At 55.0% G+C, this 21457-nt stretch carries 18 protein-coding genes and 1 pseudogene; 11 read left to right on the top strand and 8 right to left on the bottom strand.

Annotated features, from left to right (window positions below; translation table 11 throughout):
* The first annotated feature begins 50 nt into the window (after window positions 1–50).
* Window positions 51–2651: an ATP-dependent helicase gene (locus tag ACZ5M3_RS00755; RefSeq protein ID WP_464839833.1), complete on the top strand. Its 2601-nt coding sequence runs from the start codon at window positions 51–53 to the stop codon at window positions 2649–2651.
* Here the strand turns inward: ACZ5M3_RS00755 and ACZ5M3_RS00750 are convergent.
* Both ACZ5M3_RS00750 and ACZ5M3_RS00745 read right to left on the bottom strand, forming a co-directional pair.
* Complete coding sequence (locus tag ACZ5M3_RS00750; RefSeq protein WP_464839832.1) at window positions 2643–3347, bottom strand: RAD55 family ATPase; 705 nt, start codon at window positions 3345–3347, stop codon at window positions 2643–2645. The genes ACZ5M3_RS00755 and ACZ5M3_RS00750 overlap by 9 nt on opposite strands.
* 81 nt (window positions 3348–3428) lie before the next feature.
* A complete protein-coding gene (locus tag ACZ5M3_RS00745) occupies window positions 3429–5273 on the bottom strand; it encodes a prolyl oligopeptidase family serine peptidase (protein ID WP_464840992.1) in 1845 nt (614 codons plus the stop codon).
* 620 nt (window positions 5274–5893) lie between these two features.
* On the opposite strand from ACZ5M3_RS00745, the gene ACZ5M3_RS00740 reads away from it, so the two are divergent.
* From ACZ5M3_RS00740 to ACZ5M3_RS00720, 5 genes and pseudogenes are all read left to right on the top strand, one after another.
* The gene (locus tag ACZ5M3_RS00740; protein WP_464839831.1) at window positions 5894–7489 is read left to right on the top strand and encodes a hypothetical protein; all 1596 of its coding nucleotides are present in this window, start codon (window positions 5894–5896) and stop codon (window positions 7487–7489) included.
* A 131-nt stretch (window positions 7490–7620) separates the two neighbouring features.
* Window positions 7621–7965 (top strand): annotated as a pseudogene (locus ACZ5M3_RS00735) (NAD(P)-binding protein); the annotation flags it as partial.
* A 100-nt stretch (window positions 7966–8065) separates the two neighbouring features.
* Window positions 8066–8266 (top strand): hypothetical protein, encoded by a 201-nt coding sequence (locus tag ACZ5M3_RS00730; protein ID WP_464839830.1) that lies wholly within the window; start codon window positions 8066–8068, stop codon window positions 8264–8266.
* On the top strand, window positions 8214–8423 hold the full coding sequence (locus ACZ5M3_RS00725) for a thiamine-phosphate synthase family protein (RefSeq protein ID WP_464839829.1): 210 nt from the start codon (window positions 8214–8216) through the stop codon (window positions 8421–8423). Before ACZ5M3_RS00730 ends, ACZ5M3_RS00725 begins: the two co-directional genes overlap by 53 nt.
* Window positions 8424–8563: 140 nt before the next feature.
* The gene (locus tag ACZ5M3_RS00720) at window positions 8564–10486 is read left to right on the top strand and encodes an ATP-binding cassette domain-containing protein (RefSeq protein WP_464839828.1); all 1923 of its coding nucleotides are present in this window, start codon (window positions 8564–8566) and stop codon (window positions 10484–10486) included.
* Here the strand turns inward: ACZ5M3_RS00720 and ACZ5M3_RS00715 are convergent.
* Genes ACZ5M3_RS00715 through ACZ5M3_RS00705 form a run of 3 tightly spaced genes read right to left on the bottom strand, consistent with a single transcriptional unit; the run spans window position 10452 to window position 12925 of the window.
* Window positions 10452–11198 (bottom strand): heparan-alpha-glucosaminide N-acetyltransferase, encoded by a 747-nt coding sequence (locus ACZ5M3_RS00715; protein WP_464839827.1) that lies wholly within the window; start codon window positions 11196–11198, stop codon window positions 10452–10454. The genes ACZ5M3_RS00720 and ACZ5M3_RS00715 overlap by 35 nt on opposite strands.
* Before the next feature lie 38 nt (window positions 11199–11236).
* Window positions 11237–11839 (bottom strand): CPBP family archaeomyxosortase MrtA, encoded by a 603-nt coding sequence (mrtA, locus tag ACZ5M3_RS00710; protein WP_464839826.1) that lies wholly within the window; start codon window positions 11837–11839, stop codon window positions 11237–11239.
* Window positions 11840–11872: 33 nt separating this feature from the next.
* Window positions 11873–12925, bottom strand: coding sequence for an FKBP-type peptidyl-prolyl cis-trans isomerase (locus tag ACZ5M3_RS00705; protein ID WP_464839825.1), 1053 nt, complete (start codon window positions 12923–12925; stop codon window positions 11873–11875).
* A gap of 101 nt (window positions 12926–13026) precedes the next feature.
* Here ACZ5M3_RS00705 and ACZ5M3_RS00700 point away from each other — a divergent pair, with 101 nt between their 5' ends.
* The 5 genes from ACZ5M3_RS00700 to ACZ5M3_RS00680 all read left to right on the top strand — a co-directional run bounded on the left by ACZ5M3_RS00700 (window position 13027) and on the right by ACZ5M3_RS00680 (window position 17929).
* On the top strand, window positions 13027–14250 hold the full coding sequence (locus ACZ5M3_RS00700; RefSeq protein ID WP_464839824.1) for an L-lactate MFS transporter: 1224 nt from the start codon (window positions 13027–13029) through the stop codon (window positions 14248–14250).
* A 42-nt stretch (window positions 14251–14292) separates the two neighbouring features.
* Complete coding sequence (gene cysS / locus ACZ5M3_RS00695; protein ID WP_464839823.1) at window positions 14293–15723, top strand: cysteine--tRNA ligase; 1431 nt, start codon at window positions 14293–14295, stop codon at window positions 15721–15723.
* A gap of 90 nt (window positions 15724–15813) precedes the next feature.
* A complete protein-coding gene (locus ACZ5M3_RS00690; RefSeq protein WP_464839822.1) occupies window positions 15814–16464 on the top strand; it encodes a phosphoribosyltransferase in 651 nt (216 codons plus the stop codon).
* An 18-nt stretch (window positions 16465–16482) separates the two neighbouring features.
* Window positions 16483–16800, top strand: coding sequence for a hypothetical protein (locus ACZ5M3_RS00685; RefSeq protein WP_297091197.1), 318 nt, complete (start codon window positions 16483–16485; stop codon window positions 16798–16800).
* Between the two features lie 175 nt (window positions 16801–16975).
* Window positions 16976–17929 (top strand): metal ABC transporter solute-binding protein, Zn/Mn family, encoded by a 954-nt coding sequence (locus ACZ5M3_RS00680; protein ID WP_464840991.1) that lies wholly within the window; start codon window positions 16976–16978, stop codon window positions 17927–17929.
* A gap of 40 nt (window positions 17930–17969) precedes the next feature.
* Here the strand turns inward: ACZ5M3_RS00680 and ACZ5M3_RS00675 are convergent, their stop codons facing one another.
* The 3 genes from ACZ5M3_RS00675 to ACZ5M3_RS00665 are packed head-to-tail and all read right to left on the bottom strand — an operon-like array spanning window position 17970 to window position 21428.
* Window positions 17970–18857: an ABC transporter permease gene (locus ACZ5M3_RS00675; protein ID WP_464839821.1), complete on the bottom strand. Its 888-nt coding sequence runs from the start codon at window positions 18855–18857 to the stop codon at window positions 17970–17972.
* Complete coding sequence (locus ACZ5M3_RS00670; protein WP_464839820.1) at window positions 18857–19909, bottom strand: ABC transporter permease; 1053 nt, start codon at window positions 19907–19909, stop codon at window positions 18857–18859. The genes ACZ5M3_RS00675 and ACZ5M3_RS00670 overlap by 1 nt, the downstream gene beginning before the upstream one ends.
* Window positions 19890–21428, bottom strand: a complete 1539-nt coding sequence (locus tag ACZ5M3_RS00665) for an ABC transporter ATP-binding protein (RefSeq protein ID WP_464839819.1) — start codon at window positions 21426–21428, stop codon at window positions 19890–19892. Before ACZ5M3_RS00665 ends, ACZ5M3_RS00670 begins: the two co-directional genes overlap by 20 nt.
* Window positions 21429–21457: the final 29 nt, after the last annotated feature.

The raw sequence follows: 21457 nt of genomic DNA, 5'->3' as shown, positions 1-21457 counted from the left end.
TTGTTAAGGTAACCGAATAGCTTAAAAATCGAAAACCGAACCAACCTTCGATGAGTGGGGAAAGGATACGCTACGCCGAGAGGGAATACGCGGACGATGAGATATTTGGGATACTCAGCGAGCCGGTTAGGGAGTGGTTTAAGCGGAAGTTTGGAACCTTCACCCCTCCCCAGCGCTACGCGGTAATTGAAATTCACAGGGGCGAAAACGTTCTTATCTCATCACCAACCGGCTCTGGAAAGACCCTTTCAGCATTTCTTGCCGCCATAAACGAGCTCATTCTCCTCGGCAAGGCCGGAAAGCTTGAGGATAAAATCTACGTGCTCTACGTCTCCCCGCTGAGGGCACTCAACAACGACATCAAGAGGAACCTTGAGGGCCCCTTGGCCGAGATAAAGGAGGTCGCAAAGGAGCTCGGCTATGAGATTCCGGACATAAGGGTTGGCATAAGAACGAGCGACACATCGAGCTACGAGAAAAGCAAGATGGTGAAGAGGCCGCCGCACATACTCATCACCACCCCGGAGAGCCTCGCCATAGCCCTGAACGCCCCCAAGTTCCGCGAGAGGCTCAAGACGGTTAAATACCTCATCATAGACGAGGTTCATGCGCTGGCTGAGAACAAGAGGGGAACCCACCTCGCGCTCAGCGTCGAGAGGCTCGCCAGCTGGTCGGAGAACGAGTTCGTGAGGATAGGACTGAGCGCGACGATACATCCCCTCGAAGAGGTCGCAAAGTTCGTCTTCGGTTTTGGCGACGATGGGGAGCCGAGGCCGGGCCTGATAGTTGACGCCAGCTTTGCCAAGCAGACGAAGATATGGGTCGAGAGCGTGGTTGACGACCTCGTTTACACGGACGCCGGGACGCTCAGCAACGCCCTGTACCGCCGCCTGGCGGAGCTTATCAGGGAGCACAGGACGACGCTCATCTTCACCAACACGAGGAGCGGTGCGGAGAGGGTCGCCTTCAACCTGAAGAAGCGCTATCCTGAGTTCGAGGGGCTGATAGAGGCCCATCATTCCTCGCTGTCGAGGGACGTCAGACTGGACGTTGAGGAGAAGCTCAAGAGGGGCGAGCTTAAGGCGGTTGTCACTTCGACAAGTCTTGAGCTCGGGATTGACATTGGTACAATAGACCTTGTTATTCTTATCGGTTCTCCAAAGAGCGTCAACCGCGCTTTGCAGAGGATAGGGAGAGCGGGCCACAGACTCCACGATGTCAGCAAGGGGGTTATTCTGGCCCTCGACAGGGACGATCTGGTTGAGGTAACTGTTCTGGCCCACAACGCCCGCAACAGGAGGCTCGACCGGATAAGGATACCCAAGAACCCCCTCGACGTTCTCGTCCAGCACCTCCTGGGGATGGCGCTCAATCAGGTGTGGAATGTTGAAGACGCGTACAGGCTTGTGAGGCGCGCTTATCCATACAGGTATCTGCCATTTGAGGACTTTATGAGCGTTCTCCGCTATCTCGCCGGGGAGTACGCCGGCCTGGAGGAGAGGAAGGTCTACGCCAAGATATGGCTGGAGGACGGAAAGTTTGGAAGGCGCGGCAAGATGACGAGGGCTATCTATTACATGAACACCGGCACGATACCGGACGAGGCAAAGATCAGGGTCTATACCATGGACAAGCAGATGATCGGGACGGTTGAGGAAGAGTTTGCCGAGAGGCTGATGCCCGGCGACATTTTCGTCCTGGCCGGGAGAACCTACGAGTTCGTCAGGAGCAGGGGCAACAAGATTTACGTGATCCCCCGCGAGGGGGCAAAGCCTACCATCCCCGCCTGGTTCTCCGAGATGCTCCCGCTCAGCTTTGACCTGGCCCTCGACGTGCAGCGCTTTAGAAAGGAGGTTGCCGGCCTGGTGGGCAACCGCCGCGCCAAGAGCCTGCTCATGAGGAAGTACGGGATAGACGAGAGGACCGCGAGGGCTATTTTGGCCTACTTCCGCGAGCAGGCGAAGTACTCAACCGTTCCAGACGATGAGACACTCCTCGTCGAGGAGGTTCTGGGGGAGAAGAGGAACCGCTACTTCTTCCACACTCTCATCGGGAGGAGGGCCAACGACGCCCTGAGCAGGGCCTTTGCGTACATGGTGAGCCAGTGGAAGAACTGCAACATCGGCGTCGCCATAAACGACAACGGCTTTGCCCTGCTCCTTCCGCCGGAGAAGAGGCTGAACGAGGACGAGATAAGGGCACTGTTTGAAATCAAAGATCTCCGGGAGGTTCTCAGGAGGGCCCTAGACAACACGGAACTCCTCAAGAGACGCTTCAGGCACGTCGCCAACCGGGGGCTCTTAATCCTGCGGAGGTACATCGGGAGGAGCAAGCGCCTCGGCAGACAGCAGGTTATGGCCGTCGCGCTCCTCAGGGTGCTCAAGGAGAACCACCCGGACTTTCCGCTCCTCAAGGAGGTCTACCGCGAGATAATGGAGGACAAGATGGACGTTGAGGCTGCCGAACTCTTTCTCGAATGGGTCCGGGCGGACAGGATAAGGGTGGTGGTCGAGCACAAAGAACTCCCGAGCCCCTTCGCCTTCAACCTTGAGGTGATAGGCTCAAGCGACGTGGTCCTTATGGAGGACAGAAGGGAGATGATAAAACAGCTGCACAGAAAGATAATGGCGATGATAGAGGCGTCAGGGTAGTGAGATGACGCGGTCGTGGTGAACGACTATCCCCCTGTCGGTTATCTCATAAGGGCGCATGCTGGAGTCAAAGCCGCTTCCCCTGAACTTCAGTATCTTCAGTCCACGGTAGAGCGTCCCCTGAATATCAAACATCCTAAGCTCTATGACACCGCTCACGAGGTACTCTTCGATGTCTGTCCTCTGAAGTTCGGAGGTCATCAGGACGGTGGCCCTCATCCTGGCCATGCTCTTCACAAAGCTCAGAAAGGCCTTTCTGTATTCCATCTCCTCCGAGGACGTCAGCTTGAGCATGGTTATTGGATCAAGGATAACCCTAGTGTAGTGCCTCTCCCTCAGCTGCTCCTTTATCGCGGCCGTCATTTTCTCCATACTCCCCGCGAAGGACTCGAAGAAATCTTCGACCAGGACGTATCTCTCCGAGGTGGGGGTGGCGTCTATGAGCGTAAAGCGGACGTCGTTTACGTTGAATCCCAGCTTTGCCATGTCTGGCTTGAGGTTCTCGGCCGGCTCTTCAAGCGTTACGTAGAGGACGTTCTCACCATTGGCGATTCCCGCCATTGCAAAGTGCATGGCGAGGGTGGTTTTACCGGTGCCCGGAGCACCTTTTACCAGGTACGTTCTTCCGGGTATCAATCCGCCCCTGAGCATGACATCGAGTCCCGGAATGCCCGTTGATATCCTTTTGCTGTACATGGTTCCGCCCCTAGTCTATTACTCTCATTCCCAGATATAAGAACTTTTCGAGCTTTCCGGAACAAATTGAAAGATGTGAGGTCAGAGGGTTTTGATGACAAAGGCCAGAAGGTCGGTCAGTTCCCTCGCCCTCGTTTCCGGCGAGGCGCCCATGTGGCCGCTTTTTGTTTCGACGCGGAGATAGACTGGAGCACCGACTTCCTTCAGCAGTTTGAAGAACTTGAGCGCATGGGCGGGATGAACGCGGTCGTCGTGGAGGCCGGTGTAGATGAGAGTGGGCGGATACTTGGCCGGCTTCACGTTATGGTACGGGCTGTACTTCAGCAGGAACTCCCTGTCCTTCGGGTCGTCGGGGTTTCCGTATTCTGGAACCCACACGCTGCCGATGTAGAGCCTGTGGAAGCTGAGCATGTCGATGACGGGGTAGCCTATCAGCGCAGCGTCCATGACGTCAGGCCTCTGGGTGAGCGTTGCCGATACCAAAAGCCCGCCGTTGCTCCTCCCCCACGCGGCAACCCGATAGCCCTCGGCCTTCAGCTTGCCGAGAACCGCTATGAAGTCGTCGAAGACATTTCCCTTGTTCTCCCTCATCCCGGCGCGGTGCCACTCCTCACCGTACTCGGAGCCGCCGCGGAGGTTGGCCATAGCGAACGTTCCGCCGCGCTTTAGGAAGGGGATGACCTGCGGGAAGAACCTCGGGGTCAGGGCTATGTTGAAGCCGCCGTAGCCGAAGACCCACGCCTTCCTCCCGTCATCCTCACCCTTCACGAGGAAGTAGTGAACCCTTGTCCCGTCTCTGGAGACGGCGAAGTCCTCCTCAACCTTGAAGTCTCCCTCGACCTCCTGCCCCTCAATTAACTTGAGCTCGCCGTCGAACTCGTAGAGCCTGTAGGGTACGGTGAAGCTCTCATACTTGAGGAGAACCCTCCCCTCATCGGTGTGGAGCGGGTAAACGCTTCCGGGCAGGTCAAAGGTGATCTCGTCGAGCTTCTCCCCATCGGGGGAGTATACCTCAAGGCGGTAGCTCGCGTGGACGAGCCTGCCGGCGAGGATTTTTCCGTCCACGATGAGCGCCCATTCCAGCGGGAATTCGCCCTCTGGAATCACCTCGGTGACGTTCTCCCCCTCGATGACTATGACCTTTCCGAGGCCTTTTCCCTCCCTCGTGAGGACGTAGAGCTTTCCGTTGACAACATCGATGGGCTCCGCGGGGACTTCGGCAGAGTACACCCTCTCCCACTGCTCCGGAGCCTCTATGGGGCCGATGTATACCTCCGCCCTGTTCCAGCCGAAGGTGACCGTGAGCATGGCCCACCTTCCGTCGGTGCTCTTTCTAAGCGAGAGGAAGTAGCCGGAGCCGAGCCCCTCGCCGAAGACCATCCTCTCTCCACTGCCGTCCTTCCAGAAGAGCCTCACCGCCGGAGCTTTAACTCCGTCCGGCGTTTCACCGTGCCGGTAGAAGCGGGAGAAGTAGTAGCCGTCCCCAAGGAAGGTCACGTTCCAGACCGAGGGTTTCATCTCGTCGATGAGCTTTCCGGTTTCAAGGTCTATGATCCGGGTTATCCCCTCGTCGGCGCCGCCTATCGAGAAGCTGTATGCGAGGAATCTTCCCTTCCCGTCGGCCGTGAAGCCCTGGAGCAGAACCTCATCGTTGAGTTCTTCCTCAAGGGCCTTGGAATCGACTATGGTGTCACCGCCCAGCCACCCGATGACCTGCCTGTTCCTCTCCTTGTACATCGCTATGATGCCCCTCTCGGTAAGCCGCGCACCATAGAGGGTCGGCATCGAGTAGTATTTCCAGACCTCCGGAAACAGTTCATCGCTCAGCTTCCCGACGAACTCCCTAAAGCGCTCGTTCTCCTCCTCGACGAGCCTGAGAACCCGCTCATCCTTGAGGTTTTCCATCCAGGCATAGGGGTCTTTCATGAAAATCACCATCTTAACGTTCGATGGAAGGCATAAAAACTTTTTGTTGTTCTAAGTAAAGAACAAAAATTTAGGATTTTGGAACAAATTTTCAGCTATGCACAGTGAGAATGAACGTTACACGGGTCGTATCTTGAGCCAGCGAATCGCGGAGGGAGTAAAGGTGAACCCGATGGCCGTGTGGTTAGGATCACGGCGGTGAGATAATAGTTCTCAGCCGGCACAGGATGGTCAGGGGCTTCGAGAAGGGTAGTCTTTGCTAATGGGGGATCAAACCCGTTCGTTGCCGGCCGAGGACAGAAGATTGTAACCAAGAGGCTGTGGAGAAACTGAAGAAGGCCGGGAGGGAATGGGCGTGTCTCCTGCGGCAGGACGTTCTTAGCAGCCTGAATATTTCACTGGGATGATTTTCACTCCCAGTCACAAACTTCATTTCTCCGTTCATAATCCCTTCCTGCCTCCCTCAAGCTGGTCATGTTTACCACCACAACTCTTTATAATAATATTTTTAGATTCTAAAACTAAGTTTTGAAGTTTTACTTTTGATTGCGGTTTAAAAGTTTTTCAATGACTCAAGCCGAAAACTTTTTAAGTTAGTAATTAGTGCAATATTTGGGGACGTGGTTATGAAAAGATTGTACATAGTGTTTTTATTTAGCCTGTTTTTAGTATTAACAACGGCCTCTGCAGCATTGCAAATTCCAGTAACCTCTATAGAGTACGCAGGAACGAAAGTTGAATATTACAGGAGCATGTTTTTCGACCCGTCCTTCGAGATCAAGCTACCAACCAGCGACCCAGCAACAGTCACAGTCTCAATGCTCATGCCCAACGGCTCTCTGATTCATCTCGGAGTTTATTCGGGTTGGGGCAAAATCTCAATAGACTTCCGCCGGATACTTTATGCCATGCGCGAATGGAATAGATACCTGAGGGCAGAGGGCATGAACTCCGAGAGTGTTAAACCTTCACTGCTTCTGCTTGGGACTACGGTTGACAGAGACGGCAATCTAAACTACTTCATGAAGACCATCCCCCTGAGCATCGATAGGATCGTCTCAGGAACGAGAGTCAAGGTTCAGCTTGGTAGGGATTCTATAGGCAGGATATACAGCAAAAAAGAAGTTACAGAAATCCTGCATGAAACTAAGAAAGTGCCTTTGGATAAAACCAGCGAAACTACAGGCGTTGCCTCCGCGAATTCATTTCTGGAATCTTCATGTTCACCTGTGTTCTATGAGGGTGGCGATCGGACATGGTACTGCTTTGAATGGTTCCACGAGAAAACATTGGGAAGAGCTAGCATTATTCCAGTGGCCGCTTTCCAAGTGACTGGCGATACAAGCAAGGTGAATAACATCTTCATTTCTTTAAATTACGATGCAATATCCAACAATAATGCGGAGCTGGCTTTTTCTGCAGTAGGAGCCATTGAGAAAGGCAGCGTCGGCGGTTCAGTGGAAGGAAGGATACTTGGCTATTCGTACACAATGGGCAGAAGCTCACTTAGAGTTCCAGAGTCAACGGTTAAGGTATGGGGTTCGGAGTTAACATCCCCTTCCGTTATCGGAGCTGGGCTTAAGGGGAGCGTTGTATTCGCTAAGTACAGGCTCTACAGAGTTGATTACATTAACGGCAAAGTTTGGAACAAGAAGCCCCTGGACACTTACGCTTATGTGGTTCTTGGAAAACCTGATGAAAAGGACATGCGTTTAAGGAAGTTCGTTGAACCAGGATGGCCGAGAAAGAGTGGTGGGCCAATGGGCAGAACCATGTGGTTCGTACACAGGTACTGGAATATTGAGGGAAACTTAGAAAGCAGAGGTGGAATTCTCACCAGTACCTACTACTTTAGCCATAAGATAGACACGCTCCCATTGTTTTCAGCTTCAGCGCCTGTATTGGGTGTCATTGGGAGTGAAAACACGAAAATTACCCCATTTGCCTTGGCGATTGGGGTGGGATTAACCAAAGAGACAAGGACCTCCTCCCTGGTAACTATCTCCTTGGCATTGAAAGAAACATACAGAAACACTAACGTTCACCTCGCAATGTACTCCAGCAAGGTTAGGCTTGAGTACAAGGACAGAAAATATCCCCTCACGGGAATGTTCGGAGATATCTTCATACCTGGGAGTTCAGGGTACAATCCTCCCTGTGATCCACACAAGAGGTACTGCCCCACGGAGAATCCTGAAAACTCGACAGGCCATTGATCTCTGCTCTTTTTTGATTTTATAATCTTTTTAGCCCTCTCTGTAGCTGACTTTAAAACCCATTTATAACAAAGTTTTTGGATTTCAAAACTCAGTTTTGAAGACGACTTAAAAGGTTTTGGGTGGTGGACATGAGGGAGATCGAGATAAGCAGGGCGATAGTTGAAGCCTACTTCAACGACCTCATGGAGAACCTCCATCTCGACGTGGCGATAGTCGGTGCCGGCCCCTCCGGAATGGTGGCCGGCTACTACCTCGCCAAGGGAGGTGCCAAGGTGGCCATCTTCGAGAAGAAGCTCTCCGTTGGCGGCGAAATCTGGGGAGGCCCAAGGGGCTTCAACCGCGTCGTCGTCCAAGAGAGCGCGAGAGAAATCCTCGACGAGTTTGAAATAACGTACAGGCCTTTCAGAAACAGCCTCTATGTGGCAGATGTAATTGAGAAGGCAAAGAGCTTCGTCGAGGGAGCAGTAGAAGCCTCAAAGCGTGGGCAAAGGCCGTCAACTCCCTTCGGGAACCCAAAGGGATTCGCAGAAGTGGAGAGGCAGGGGGAGAACTTAAGGAGCCACAAATGGACTAGTGGAGACAGATAAGCTCTTCAACCCTCACGTGATGGAGGTCAGCACGAACTTCGTCCTGACAACGGACTTCAAAAAGGCCTTAGCTGGAAAGAGGAGAATATTTCTCTACGGAGAAACGATAAAGCCTGCTGGTCTGGTTGAGCTTAATGCCAGCGACCACCTGGGGGACTTTGCTGAAGATGAGGATGTTCCATCCTGAAGTTAGAGCTGTTTTCAACCTCTGCTACGCGGAGGAACTTATTGAGAGAGCCAAGGGGCTCGGCCTTTGGGGTTCCCTTCTGCAACAAGAGAGAAGAACCGGGGGAAATGAAGAAGGCCGGGAGGGAACCATGGAGTGGGGCTCGCGAGATGCCTGACATAGTCCACCACCTCCGGAACCGGGCAAGGGGACGAGGTTTTGATCTTTGAGAGAAGTTCGGAGGGGGTAGTTGAGAGGGTGAGGTTCCTGCTGGGCTAACGTTATAACCTTTCGCGACGAGGTCATAGGGGGGTTCTCATGAGGATACGCGGGAAGGTTGTCGGGAGCGAAATCCCGCGCTTCAAGCACCGCTGGTTTGGAATCCTTGAGGTTGAGAGCAGTGGGGAGAGGCTCAGGCTCTACATGACCGGCACCGTGGCCCAGTGGTTTTTGACGGGCGATGAGGTAGAGATAGAGATACTGAAGGAGCCGAAGGATAGAAACGGGGTCAAAGTCCTGGACTTCGACGACTACCGGCTCTGGAGGTTCTACGGGGGGGACAGAATTCCAGTCTGGCCTTTATGGGAGAGGGAACTTGAGGCAAAGCGCTACTCACCGATCACCGGAGAGCTTCTCTACACCTACAGACTCAGGGCGAGGGAGGCAAAGTACGAGAGCGATTTTGAGGCCATAGCCGAGCTTGAGCAGTACCACTACGCCAGCCAAAAGGAGAAGGTCGCCCTATGGCGCTGTGAGAACGGACACGTCTTCGAAGCAAACACGAGGGGTGCCTGCCCGGTCTGCGGAAGCGAGGAAGTGCATATACTTGAGATAAAGGGCTCGACACCCGCTTCGAGGTTCCTCATAGTCGAACTGGTGGAAAGGGCAGAGTACGAGCCTAGGGTTCTGAGTTATGTCCGTATTGACCCCCCGATACCCCTCATGCACCGCAGACTGCCCAACGGCGACGTCGAAAGAAACATCCGCGAAAAGGTATTCCCGGAGGACTGGTTCCATCCGGCCTTCTGGCCCGAGAAGACAATGAAGGAGCTCTACGAGGAGCTGAAGAAAAAGTACAGGAAAAAAGTGGCGCGGTCGTATCTCTGGGAAGAGGCCAAGTGGAAGGCTTTGGCCGAGACCAACACCTCCGGGGCGAGGATTGCAAGGGTCGTCGTTCACCCCGACTACCGCTCCGACGGTCTCGGTCAGCTGAGCGTTAAATCCGCCCTTGAGTGGGTCGCCGAACGCAGAATTCCCGAGATGAGAAAGAGGAAGCACATCGTTGAGACGATAGCCCAGATGGCCCGCTACAATCCCTTCTTCGAGAAGGTCGGCTTCAGGTTCCTCTGGGAGACCGCGAGCGGGAGGCCGGTGCTTTTCTATCCCCTCACTGAAGAAGCCAAGGAGTACATAGCGCGCTTCCTGAAAGAAGACCCCCACGCGCCGGAGGATGGGAGACTGTGGCGTCCGAGCTACGGGAGGGTTGAGCCCTTGGACGGACCGATAGTCTTCAAAAACGTCTCCAAGGTCTTCGAGAGCGAGCTCGACATCAAGGGGTTGCCTGAGGAGATACAGGAACTGCTGAAGGCCTTTGGCGTGAGACACCGCGTTATTCAGAGACCCGTCCTGAGGAACCTCAACTTCGAGATAGAGCCCGGGGAGCTGATAGCGGTCGTCGGTGCCAGCGGTGCGGGAAAGACAACGCTCCTGAGGCTCATACTCGGAGCGGCCAACGGCTGGTGGGAGGAGCGCTTTAGGCCCACGAGCGGTGAGATAGAGGTTCCGGACAACGCCAAAGTTTCAGTCATGATTCCTGGCGAGTTCGAGCCGAACTTCGCCTCCGAGAGCATACTGGAGCACGTTTACAGGAAGATTAAGGACATAAATGCCGCCGTGGAGATACTCAACAGGGCAGGCTTGAGCGATGCGGTGCTGTATCGGGCCAAGTTCTCGGAGCTGAGCACCGGACAGAAGGAGCGGGCAAAGATAGCGTCCCTTCTGGCCGAAAAGCCCAATCTCCTCCTGATGGACGAGTTCGCGGCACACCTCGATACGCTCACGGCCATGAGGGTGGCCAAGAAAGTCGCCGAGATAATAAGGGAAGCTGGCATAACGGCGCTCATAATCACACACAGGCCGGAGGTCCTAAAAGCCCTGGACCCTGACAGGGTGCTCTTCGTCGGCTACGGGACGGCCCGGCTTCAGACTAAACTGGAAGGCCGGGAAGAGGGCCGTAGATGAGCCTCAGCAGGCCCACGAGGATCGGCTGGTGAACCACGTAAATCAGGAGGGTGTGCCTCCCGGCGAAGGCGACGAAGTGAACCAGCGGGCTCGATGGAAGACCTATCTCTCTTTTTCTCCTCCCGTCCGGATAGAAAACGCTCCCTGCAGTCATCCCGAGAAGGAAGACACCGAACCAGGGGAATATGGGGAAGTAATCCGGGGCGAAGTAGTTCTCAGGTAGGACTCCAACCGGCAGAAGCCAGAGCCCATCGTGGAAGTTTCGGAGAACCAGATGCCCCAGGATGAAAAACAGCGCCCAGAGAGCATTAAGACGGCCGAATCTGAAAAAAAGCACTCCAAGGAGCGTCGCAAGTCCAAGGAAATGGAGGATTCCGAAATGGATCGTCATGCCCAGGAAATATGTGGTGGCCGTAATCATCAGCCCAAGGCCGAAGAGCCTGAAAAAGCGCCTGAGGTACTTCCAGTAGGGGTTGGGCTTTTTCCCCAGCGTACGGGAGTAGCTTATCCACATCGAGAGGCCGGAGGCGAAGACGAATATCGTGGCGGTGGTTATGGCGAACCCCAGCCAGAAAGTCCTGTGGGAGGAGTAATTGAGAAACAGCTGAAGGTCGGTTACAAAGTTCGAGATCACCATCATCGTTATTCCGACGCCCCGCAGCAGGTCGATTTCCCAGTAGCGGCGTCCGGTGTATATCTCAAAGCCGAACATGGAAACGGTTTGCACCTCCTACTAAATAGGACTTTCGCTCAGAGGAGGACGCAGAGCAGGTCGAAGAGAACCGACCCGAACCAGTGGAGCAGGAAGCTTGGAAGAAAGCTCTCACTCTTTAGGTCGAGCTTGGCGAAGATTATCCCCGCTACGAACGAGTATGGAACCTCTATGCCCGGCTTGCCGATGTGCACGAGGGTGTAGGGGACATCCTGTGCGAGTATGCCAAGCCACTCGTTCTTCTTGGCAAGCGGAAAGAGGACAATCCCTCTGTAAAACGCCTCGTGGGAGAACATTATCACCCCGACCGCCAGCTCCTTGAGGAAAAAATCGCCCCAGCCGGAGTACTCAAATATCGGGTAGTAGTTCTTCATCTCCGGCACCCTCGTGCCGTAGAAACTCAGGGGGATTGCCAGCAGAAACAGTATCAGCGCCCATTTATACCCGTCCTTCTTTCCGATCTGCACACCCAGTTCGGAGGGTTTGAATCCGAGCAGCCTTGCGAGGAGCAGGGGCGCGGCGAAGTAGAGGAGGAAATTGTGGCCCGCCCACCGAAAGATACCTCCACCACTGTAGCGAACGAGGAGAATGAACGGCAGCAGTGCAATGTATAGAACCCAGGGGTTTCTCCCAACCCTCATGGAGAAAAGTTGGAGAAGGGGAATAAAAGCCTTTCACTCCTCTCCGGATTCCCTCTTCTCCTCGGCGGCCTTGGTCTTCTTTTTGCTGGTGGTCTTCTTGGTAGTCGTCCTTCTGGTTTTCCTGCCCTTGGTGCTCTTCCTCGTGGTCTTCCTCCTGGGCTTTTCTTCCTTCTTTGGCTCCTCGGCCTCCTTGGTTTCCTTCGGTTCTTCGGCCTTCTCTTCGACAGCTTCTTCCGTCTTCTCCTCGACCTTCCCGGCCTCGGGTTCCTCCTTTGTCTCTTCCACCTTTTCCTCAGCCTCTTCTGATCCCTCTGCCCTCTCAACGAGAGGCTCGCTGACCTCTTCCTCAAGCTCGACGACCTCTTTCTCCTCTGGAGGCTTGAGAAGCTCGTCGACTGAGGGCTTGAAGCTGACCTCCTCGTAGCCTATGAACTTGAGGTCGCTCTCAAGGAGTATCTCACCGAGGACGAGGGTGTTCTTGTCGATTTCATTGAGGAGCTGGCCAAAGTCAACGGTAACGTCCTTCTCGCCGACCTCAATGATGACTTTCTCCGTGTCGACCATCGGCATGCGGAGCTCTATGAGGGCCTTGACCTTCTCGATCGGGTCTTCGATCTTCTCGACGATCTCGACCTCATAGATGAGGTGCTTGCCGGCGTATGGATGGTTGAAGTCAACCCTCACCCTGCCACCGCTGACCGTGAGAACCTTGCCCTTGAGCTTCCTTCCGCTCTCGGTCTCGATCTCGACGGGCATTCCGGGGAACGGGTAGATGCCCTGCCTCCTGAACTGGCCAAGGGTGAAGGTCTTTATCAGCTTGGGGTCGCGCTTTCCAAAGCCCTTTTCGGGCGGGACGATTATCTCGTACTTCTTTCCGACCTCAAGGCCCTCAAGCTGCTCATCGAGACCCTTGAGAACGTGGCCGGCTCCGACCGCCATAGGAACCGGGCCGTAGATTCCCTTCTCGGAGTATATCCCGGCCTCCTTGGCAACATCCTCAAAGGTGGTGTCGAATATCTCACCGGTCTCCTTGACCTTTCCGGTGTAGTGGAGCTTTATGACGTCTCCCTTCTGAACCTTCATCACCGTAACCTCCTTTCACTGCTCTAACCCCGATTGAAGGAGTCGGTTTTTAAGCTTTTGCCGGGGCGGAATCCGAAAGGGTTTTAAGACGTTCATTTCAGGACATGTTGGGAAAAGTGGTGACGAATACACAGAGATGGGTAGTTCTTGTAGGAACCTTTCTGATGGGCCTCGTTGGAGGAATCTCATACGCGTGGGGTGTCTTCGTCAACCCCATGATGGAGACATTTGGCTGGAGCAGGGCCGAGGCGGTTTTGCCGTACACCGTGTTCATGATCGTCTTCACACTGACGATGTTTCCCGCGGGCAGGATGCAGGACGTCAACGGGCCCAGGAAGACAGCCATGCTCGGCTCCCTGCTGTTCGTGGTGGCGTACTCGTTAGCATCCCTCGTTGGGAGGTTTCAGACGCCGGTATGGCTCGCGCTCACTTACGGCCTCATAGGTGGCATCGGCTGCGGCCTGGTTTACGCATCGACGACGCCTCCGGCAAGGAAGTGGTTCCCGGACAGGCCGGCTCTTGCCATCTCGATAGCCGTGATGGGGTTTGGGATAGCCGCAATGCTCTTCGCCCCGCTGAAGGCCAGACACCTGATACCGACCCTCGGGATACCCACGACCTTCCTTGCCCTCGGCTTTATAACCGGGGGACTCGGTCTTCTGGCATCCCTGCTGGTCAAGAATCCCCCGAAAAGCTTCCATGTGCCGGCCAGGAAAAGAAGTCCCGGCCATGAGACCGACATTGGGCCGAGAGAAGCCGTTCGAACGGTCACCTTCTGGACGGTATGGCTTACCTTCGCTCTGGTTGCAGCCGGCGGGTTCATAGTAATAGGCCTCGTTCCGGCCTACGGGGAGCAGGTGCTGGGTTTAAGTCCCGCCCGTGCCGCCCTGGCCATCTCGATATTTTCCTTCTTCAACGGATTCGGGAGGCCGCTCTCCGGGATGCTCAACGACAGGTACGGCCCGCTGATGGTCATGGACGTTACGTACATCCTCCAGGCGGTGACGCTCCTGGCCTTCCCGTTCCTGGCCACCGGCGACATCTCCCTTTACCTCGCCAGCGCCATCATCGGCTGGAGCTTTGCCGTGACACTCGCGTCTTTCCCCACCCTGACGGCGCTGGCGTTCGGTGTCAAAAACATGGGCGCCAACTACGGTCTCGTGTTCACTGCCTTTGGGCTGGCCTCCCTCTCCCCGACGGTGGCCTCGTGGATCATGGGGGGCTCACTTGACTACTCCCCCGCGTTCATTGGGGCAGGTATCCTGTCCGGGGTAGGGGCACTCGTCGTGATGGCAATGAAAAAGGTGGGTGTCCTCCACAAACGATAACCTAATAAAAGAACCTTGCAAAGTTCCCTCGGTGGTGAGAAGATGGCCATAAGAGTGTACAACACCCTGACAAAGCAGAAGGAGGAGTTCAGGCCTTTGAGAGACGGAGAGGTCAGGATGTACGTGTGCGGGCCGACCGTTTACGATTACACCCACATCGGCCACGCGAGGACATACATAGCCTTTGACGTTATCCGGAGATACTTGGAGCACCGCGGTTATACTGTCCTCATGGTCATGAACTTCACCGACATAGACGACAAGATAATCCGGAGGGCCAACGAGACCGGCGAAGACCCGAAGGAGCTCGCGGAGAAGTTCCTGAGGTACTTTCTGGAGGACATGGAGGCACTGAAGGTTAAGCCGGCAGACATCTATCCCCGCGTTACCGAGCACATCGAGGACATCATAGGTTTCGTGGAGAAGCTCCAGGAGAAGGGGTACGCCTACGAGGGGAGCGATGGGGTCTACTTCGAGGTTCAGAAGTTCAAGGACTACGGAAAGCTCAGCGGGATAAAACTTGAGGAGCTCAGGAAAGGGGCGCGCGTCGAGCCCGGTGAGGACAAGAAGAACCCGGAGGACTTTGCCCTCTGGAAGAAGGCGAAGCCCGGGGAGCCGAAGTGGGAAAGCCCCTGGGGCGAGGGAAGGCCCGGCTGGCACATAGAGTGCTCCACGATGAGCACGAAGTACCTCGGCGAGAGCTTCGACATCCACGGCGGCGGGAACGACCTCATCTTCCCGCACCACGAGAACGAGATCGCCCAGACAGAGGCCTGCACCGGCCAGCAGTGGGTCAGGTACTGGCTCCACACCGGGTTCCTGATGGTGAACGGAGAGAAGATGAGCAAGAGCCTCGGAAACTTCGTGACGATAAGGGAAGCCCTGAAACGCTACGACCCCGAGGTCATAAGGCTCTTCGTCCTCCAGAGGCACTACCGCTCACCGCTCGACTACACGGAAGAGGGCATGGAACACGCCAGGAACAACCTGGAGAGGCTATACAACACCCTTGAAAACATCCGTGTGGCTATGGAGAGGGCGGAGCTTTCCTTCAAGTGGGGCCAGGAAGAGTTCGAGGCCTACGAGGCCATCAGGAACGCGAGAGAGAAGTTCTATGAAGCCATGGACGACGACTTCAACACGGCTGAAGCCATGAAGGCCGTCTTTGAGGTCAGCGGTGCCGTGAACAGGTACCTGAGCAGGGTCGAGAGGCCAAAGGAGAGCATCCTCCGCAAGGCGATGGAGTTCTTCAGGATAGTCAGCGAGGTCTTCGGCATCTTCGAAGACTACTTCAGGGAGCAGAGGGCCGGCGAGGAGGAGGCGCTCATCGAACTGCTCATAGAGGTCCGTGCCCAGCTCAGGAAGGAGAAGAACTTCGCCCTAGCAGACAAGATAAGGGCGGAGCTCAGGGAGATGGGCATTCAGCTCGAAGACACACCCCAGGGGACGATATGGAAGAGGGTTAAGGTTTGATTTCTCCACTTTCCTTTGCCATATTTACGTCAAAGCTCCGAGCGTAACGCTTAAATATAACCTTCCCCTTGCTCCGTTAAGGGAAATACAATGAAGAAGTTTCCGGCTTATCTCGCTTCTTGGGATGACATAGAAAGGTGGGCAAAGGAAGGCGCCTGGAAGGTTCTGGAGGACGGATGGAGGCCTGACGTCATAGTTGGCCTCGCAAGGGGCGGCTGGGTTGCAGCGAGGCTCTACTGCGACTACCTGGGAGTCAAAGATCTCGTCAGCCTCAAGGTCGAGCACTGGGGCGTCACAGCGACCCCGGACGGAAAGGCGAAGCTGAAGTACGGCAGCAACTACGACATGAGCGGCAAGAAGGTTCTCATCGTTGACGACATCAGCGACACCGGTGAGAGCCTGACCCTCGCAAAGAACTACGTCGAGGGCCAGAAGCCCGCCGAGATAAGGGTCGCAACACTGCTCACCATAAAGGGCTCCCGCTTCAAGCCGGACTACTACGGCGAGGAGATCGACTGGGCGTGGATAGTCTTCCCATGGAACTTCGTTGAAGACATGATAAACCTCGTCAGCAACCTCTTCGAGGAGAAGGAGGCCCTAACCACAGATGAAATCATCGAGCTGTTCAAGGAACTCCATGGAATGGAGGTTCCGAAGGGCAGGCTTGAGGAAGCCCTCCGTATGGCCGAGCGCAGGAAGGTTTTTAAGTTCCGGGAGGGAGCGTGGCGCAAAGCCCCATGAAGCCCAGGAAGTGGTAGTTTGAATAAGGATAAAAAGGTCGAAGAAATCCGGAGCCACAGTGTTTATGCCCGGGAAATCTACGACATGCACAGCGAAAGCATAGACAGGGTTCTCGAAGACTACGATGACCTCAAAGAGGACTACCTGAACGACCACTCACGCGCCAGAATTGTGAGGATAGTCTTCAACGAGGACAACGGCCTTCCTCTGGCCATAGAATTCAACAGGAAGGACGACAGCTTCAAGGGGTTCACCATAGCCATCGGCAAACCCCACATCAAGAGCAACGGAAACGGAAAAGAAGAAGACTCCCCTCATGGGGATGCCAGCGGCTGAAGTGGGGCTATTCCTTTTTTCATTAACATTTCCCGGGGGCAGTAACAACCGGGGTCGCTGAATACCCGGCCCTGCGGCCCATAGTCATTTCCGACAACCTTTAAAGGCCACCCTCCCAACCGGATTAGGGTGACCGAAAATGGGGGCAAGGACACCGGCAACGGTTATGCTCATCATGATGTTCGCCGGTATGATGATGCCGTTCTCGTGGGGCTCTTCCGGGAGACCGCTAATCGTGACCAGCATAGCACCCCTTGCCGCGATAGTCCAAGATGCCTTCGGCAACTCCGCGGATGTGGTCTATATAATTCCTCCCGGGGCGGACCCCCATGAGTACCAGCTCACGGCGAGTCAGATAGAACTCCTTCGGAGGGCGGACGTGATAGTAACAACGGGTGGCCATCTTCCGGTTGAGAAAAGAATAGATGAGCTGAAGAAGGAGGGCACGATAAGCGGGGAAGTTCTGTTCATTGACGACTACAAGCGGGAGGGCTTTCGCTATCTCCCCGAGCACTGGTACGGCAACAAAGACAACCCCCACGGCATCTGGCTAGACCCGACCAACGCCCTCTCCATAGCAAGGGCCACGGAAAAGGCGCTTGAAAGAACCGATGGGGCCAACGCCAACGTTTACCGGGCGGAGTATGAGAGCTTTGAGAACCGGGTGATGACTGTGGTCCGCTCCTATAAGGGCCTCGTCGGGGGTGAAAAAAGTGCCGTGATCCAGATGCCCGCGGATCAGTACGCAATAGAGTGGCTTGGAATCAAGGCGATAGCGTCCATAAAACCCGAGGAAGAGGTTCCCGCGATGGGGGTAGACGAACTCGTTTCGGCGGCACTCAAATCGGACGTTATAGTCTATGCTATGGATAGCCCGGATCAGCTGAAGGAGGCCGCAAGGGAGCTCTCGGCCAAGAGCGGGAAGCCCTCCGCGGAGATAAGGGTCTTCTGGAAGGACACTCCGTACACGGAGATGCTCATCGAAAACAGCGCGGCGGTGGTCAGAGCCCTTGGAGGAGCACCTGAAAAGGAGCCTGTGGTGAGAACGGACGTGACGAGGTACGTTGTCATCTCCCTCGTGGTCGGGATCGTTCTGGGGACTGCCCTCGGTGTCGTCATCAAGAAATGATGCCCTTCTCGTTTCTTTAAACAAAAGTGGAAAAGGGGAATCACTCCCTCTTGTAGGGCCTTCCGTCCCACTTCGGCGGCCTGGCTTTTCCGATGATCCCTGCAACGATGATGAGGGTCATTATGTAGGGCAGCATGAGGATGAACTGCCCGGGTATTATGTGGAGCGGTGCCAGCCACGCCGCCAGTGCGTCGAAGAAACCAAACAGCCAGCCACCGAGGAGAGCAACGAGGGGGTTCCAGCCGCTGAAGACCATGTTGGCGAGTGCTATGAATCCCCTGCCAGCGGACATGGTCTTCTGAACGACTCCAAGCCAGGCAACGCTCATATAGGCTCCTCCGAGACCGGCCAGGGCGTGTCCATAGACCGTTGACCAGAACCTGTACTTCTCGACGTTGATACCAAGTGCATCCGCGGCCTCCGGGTTTTCACCGACGGAGCGGACGCGGAGACCTAGAGGGGTCTTGAAGAGCACCCACCAGGTTATTACCGCTATTGCTATGGTAACGAAAATCATCGGGCTTATCTTGCCGTACTTGGTGTTCCAGCTCCAGAGAGTAACAGCGACCTGGTGCTGACCGGCGGTTCCCCAGTAGGCGAGTATGCCGAAGGGAACAACGCCCATAGCCAGCAGGTTGATGCCTATACCGGGTATGATGTGGTCACCCTTGAGGTAGACCGTGAGAACTCCGTGGAGGATTCCAAAGATGATGCCCGTGGCTATGCCACCGACAAGCCCCATGATCCCGCTACCGGTAATCTCTGCCACTATGGCGCCAAAGAACGCACTCATTAAGAGGACTCCCTCATAGCCGATGCTGACCACACCTGCCCTCTCGCTCCAGACAGCACCGACGCTCGTTAGCACTATGGGCACCATGGCCATGAGGGAGGTAATCAGGATAGAGATTATTGATCCGAGATCCATCAGGCCTCCCCCCTCCTAAAAGCCTTCTTGATGAGGTCATAAAGTCCCGGTATCGCAACCGTGATAACTATGATGCCCTGTATGACTTTGATAATCTCCAGGGGCACCTGCGCCCCAATCTGCATCATTGGGGTTCCTGCGCGGAGCATTCCAAAGAATATTGCCGCAAAGATTATGCCCAGGGGGTGGTTTCTGCCAACGAGGGCGACGCCTATTCCGTCGAAACCAAGGCCATACACGTTGGCCATTCCCTGGCTTATGGCGTACGTCGGCGGCTCGCCCATGATCTTCATGGCACCACCAAGACCGCTCATGATTCCGCCTATAACAAAGGACCATATTATCGCTTTGTTCGGGTTAACACCACCGTATCTTGCCGCTTTCGGGTTAATTCCACTTGCCCTCATACCAAACCCGAAGACTGTGTGCCAGAGGAGGTAGTACGTTAGGACTGAGGCGATGACTGCAATTATGAAAGCTATTGAGAGGTCAGTGTTCCCTATCAGGGGGAGCCTGGCACTCTCCGGTATCCTTATGGTCTTGTTGGGGTCGTTGGGGTTGGCGTAGGGGCCGACGACGAGCCAGAGGACAAAGAACCACGCTATCCAGTTGAGCATGATGGTGGATATGACCTCGTGGACACCGCGGTAGACCTTAAGGAAGGCCGCGGGGAGGCTCCAGAGCGCACCGAGGAGCATGCCCATTGCGAGGCCAAACCACATGTTGCCCCATATGTTGGTGAATATGACTGCCGCTATCGCGCCGAAGTAGAATGAACCTTCGGCACCTATGTTGAATATTCCAGTCCTGGCGCTTATGGCAAACGTGAGTGCCGTGAGCATTATCGGGGTGGAGTACGCGAGGGTGCTGGCTATACCGTTGGTTGAGCCGAGGGCACCCTTAAAGAGCCAGTAGTATGTTTCAACCGGACTGTAGCCAAAGGTCAAGAGCACTATGGCTCCCAGGAGGAAGCCGACGAAGATGGCTATGAGGCTCTCGATGAGAGCTTTGAAGTTGAAGAACTTAAGGGCATCACTTTTTGAGCTCTTCATAGCGTATTCCCCCCATCATCATTCCTATCTCCTCTGTGGTGACCTCCTCGGGCTTTACAACGCCCATGAACTCGCCCTCGTAGATTATTCCCATCCTGTCGCTGAGCTGCACGACCTCATCGAGGTCGGCTGAGACCAGAAGGACGGCCTTGCCCTCGTTTCTGAGCTTCACAAGGTAGTTGCGGATGTACTCTGTGGATGCAACATCAACACCGCGCGTCGGCTGGGAGGCTATTATAAGGACTGGCTGCTTGCTGACCTCCCTTGCCACGATGAGCTTCTGCTGGTTTCCACCGCTGAGGCTCTTGACAGGGGCGTCCACTCCTGGAGCGGATATTTCGAACTGCTCGATGAGCCCCATCGTGTGCTTCTTTGCCTTGCCCCAGTCTATGGTGCCCTTCCAGCGCTGAAATTCCTTTCTCCACTGAAGTCCGAGTATGGCGTTCTCGGTAACGGTCATTTCAAGTATCAAACCCATGTGAGTCCTGTCCTCCGGTATGTGTGCCATTCCCGCATCATAAAGTTCCTTTGGAGGCCTTCCAGTGATATCCTGGCCGTTTAAGAGTACCTCTCCCTTTTCGGGCTTTCTAAGTCCGGTGATGGCTTCTATGAGTTCCGTCTGTCCATTTCCCTCGACCCCGGCTATTCCAAATATTTCGCCGGCCCTCACCTCAAAGGACAGGCCTTTAACAGCATCCTCTCCCCTGTCGCCCTTGACCCAGAGGTTTTTGATCTCAAGTATCGGCTTTCCGGGTTCTTTCGGCGGCTTCTGTATTCTGAGAACCACGTCCCTTCCAACCATCATCCTGGCCAGCAACTGGGGAGTTGCCTCGCTCGTGTTGACTGTTCCAATGACTTCACCCTTCCTGATGACCGTAACGCGGTCGGTGAGCTCCATGACCTCGTTGAGCTTGTGGCTGATGAAGATTATCGTCTTGCCCTCGGCCTTCAGCTTCTTAAGGACGGCAAAGAGCTCCTCGACCTCAATGGGTGTCAGCACTGCCGTTGGCTCGTCGAGTATGAGAACGTCAACGTCTCTGAAGAGCATCTTGAGTATCTCAATTCTCTGCTGGACTCCAACGGGAAGTTCCTCCACCGGAACATCGAGGGGCACTTTGAAGTTTAGATCCTCCATAAGCCTCTGGAGCTTCTCGCGGGCGGCATCAACATCTATCTTCGAAAACATTCCGTGCCCTTCCATTCCAAGGATTATGTTGTGAAGAGCATCAAAAACCTCAACGAGGGTGAAGTGCTGGTGAACCATACCGATGCCGTTTGCGAGGGCATCGGCTGGGCTCTTAAAGCGGGTCTCCTTACCGCGGACGTAGATTTTACCCGCGGTCGGATGGAGCATTCCAAAGAGAATTTTCATGAGGGTCGTCTTTCCGGCGCCGTTCTCACCCAGGAGGCCGAGTATCTCGCCCTGATACACAGTTAGATCAACACCCTTGAGAGCCCTTGTGCCGTCGGGATACACCTTCACTATTCCCTTCATCTCTAGTATTGGAGTCTCTCCCATGCAAGCACCCCCGGAAATTTAAAGAATCT

Source organism: Thermococcus coalescens (assembly GCF_055392585.1).
The sequence above is the reverse complement of the archived record's forward strand: the minus strand, read 5'-3'. Positions and strand labels throughout refer to the sequence as shown.

Excerpts from the sequence above, each read along its gene's own strand:
- ACZ5M3_RS00755 (WP_464839833.1), top strand. The coding sequence starts at position 51 with ATGAGTGGGGAAAGGATACGCTACGCCGAGAGGGAATACGCGGACGAT.
- ACZ5M3_RS00750 (WP_464839832.1), bottom strand. The coding sequence starts at position 3,347 with ATGTACAGCAAAAGGATATCAACGGGCATTCCGGGACTCGATGTCATG.
- ACZ5M3_RS00745 (WP_464840992.1), bottom strand. The coding sequence starts at position 5,273 with ATGAAAGACCCCTATGCCTGGATGGAAAACCTCAAGGATGAGCGGGTT.
- ACZ5M3_RS00725 (WP_464839829.1), top strand. The coding sequence starts at position 8,214 with ATGCCAGCGACCACCTGGGGGACTTTGCTGAAGATGAGGATGTTCCAT.
- ACZ5M3_RS00720 (WP_464839828.1), top strand. The coding sequence starts at position 8,564 with ATGAGGATACGCGGGAAGGTTGTCGGGAGCGAAATCCCGCGCTTCAAG.
- ACZ5M3_RS00715 (WP_464839827.1), bottom strand. The coding sequence starts at position 11,198 with ATGTTCGGCTTTGAGATATACACCGGACGCCGCTACTGGGAAATCGAC.
- mrtA (WP_464839826.1), bottom strand. The coding sequence starts at position 11,839 with ATGAGGGTTGGGAGAAACCCCTGGGTTCTATACATTGCACTGCTGCCG.
- ACZ5M3_RS00700 (WP_464839824.1), top strand. The coding sequence starts at position 13,027 with ATGTTGGGAAAAGTGGTGACGAATACACAGAGATGGGTAGTTCTTGTA.
- cysS (WP_464839823.1), top strand. The coding sequence starts at position 14,293 with ATGGCCATAAGAGTGTACAACACCCTGACAAAGCAGAAGGAGGAGTTC.
- ACZ5M3_RS00690 (WP_464839822.1), top strand. The coding sequence starts at position 15,814 with ATGAAGAAGTTTCCGGCTTATCTCGCTTCTTGGGATGACATAGAAAGG.
- ACZ5M3_RS00680 (WP_464840991.1), top strand. The coding sequence starts at position 16,976 with ATGATGTTCGCCGGTATGATGATGCCGTTCTCGTGGGGCTCTTCCGGG.
- ACZ5M3_RS00675 (WP_464839821.1), bottom strand. The coding sequence starts at position 18,857 with ATGGATCTCGGATCAATAATCTCTATCCTGATTACCTCCCTCATGGCC.
- ACZ5M3_RS00670 (WP_464839820.1), bottom strand. The coding sequence starts at position 19,909 with ATGAAGAGCTCAAAAAGTGATGCCCTTAAGTTCTTCAACTTCAAAGCT.
- ACZ5M3_RS00665 (WP_464839819.1), bottom strand. The coding sequence starts at position 21,428 with ATGGGAGAGACTCCAATACTAGAGATGAAGGGAATAGTGAAGGTGTAT.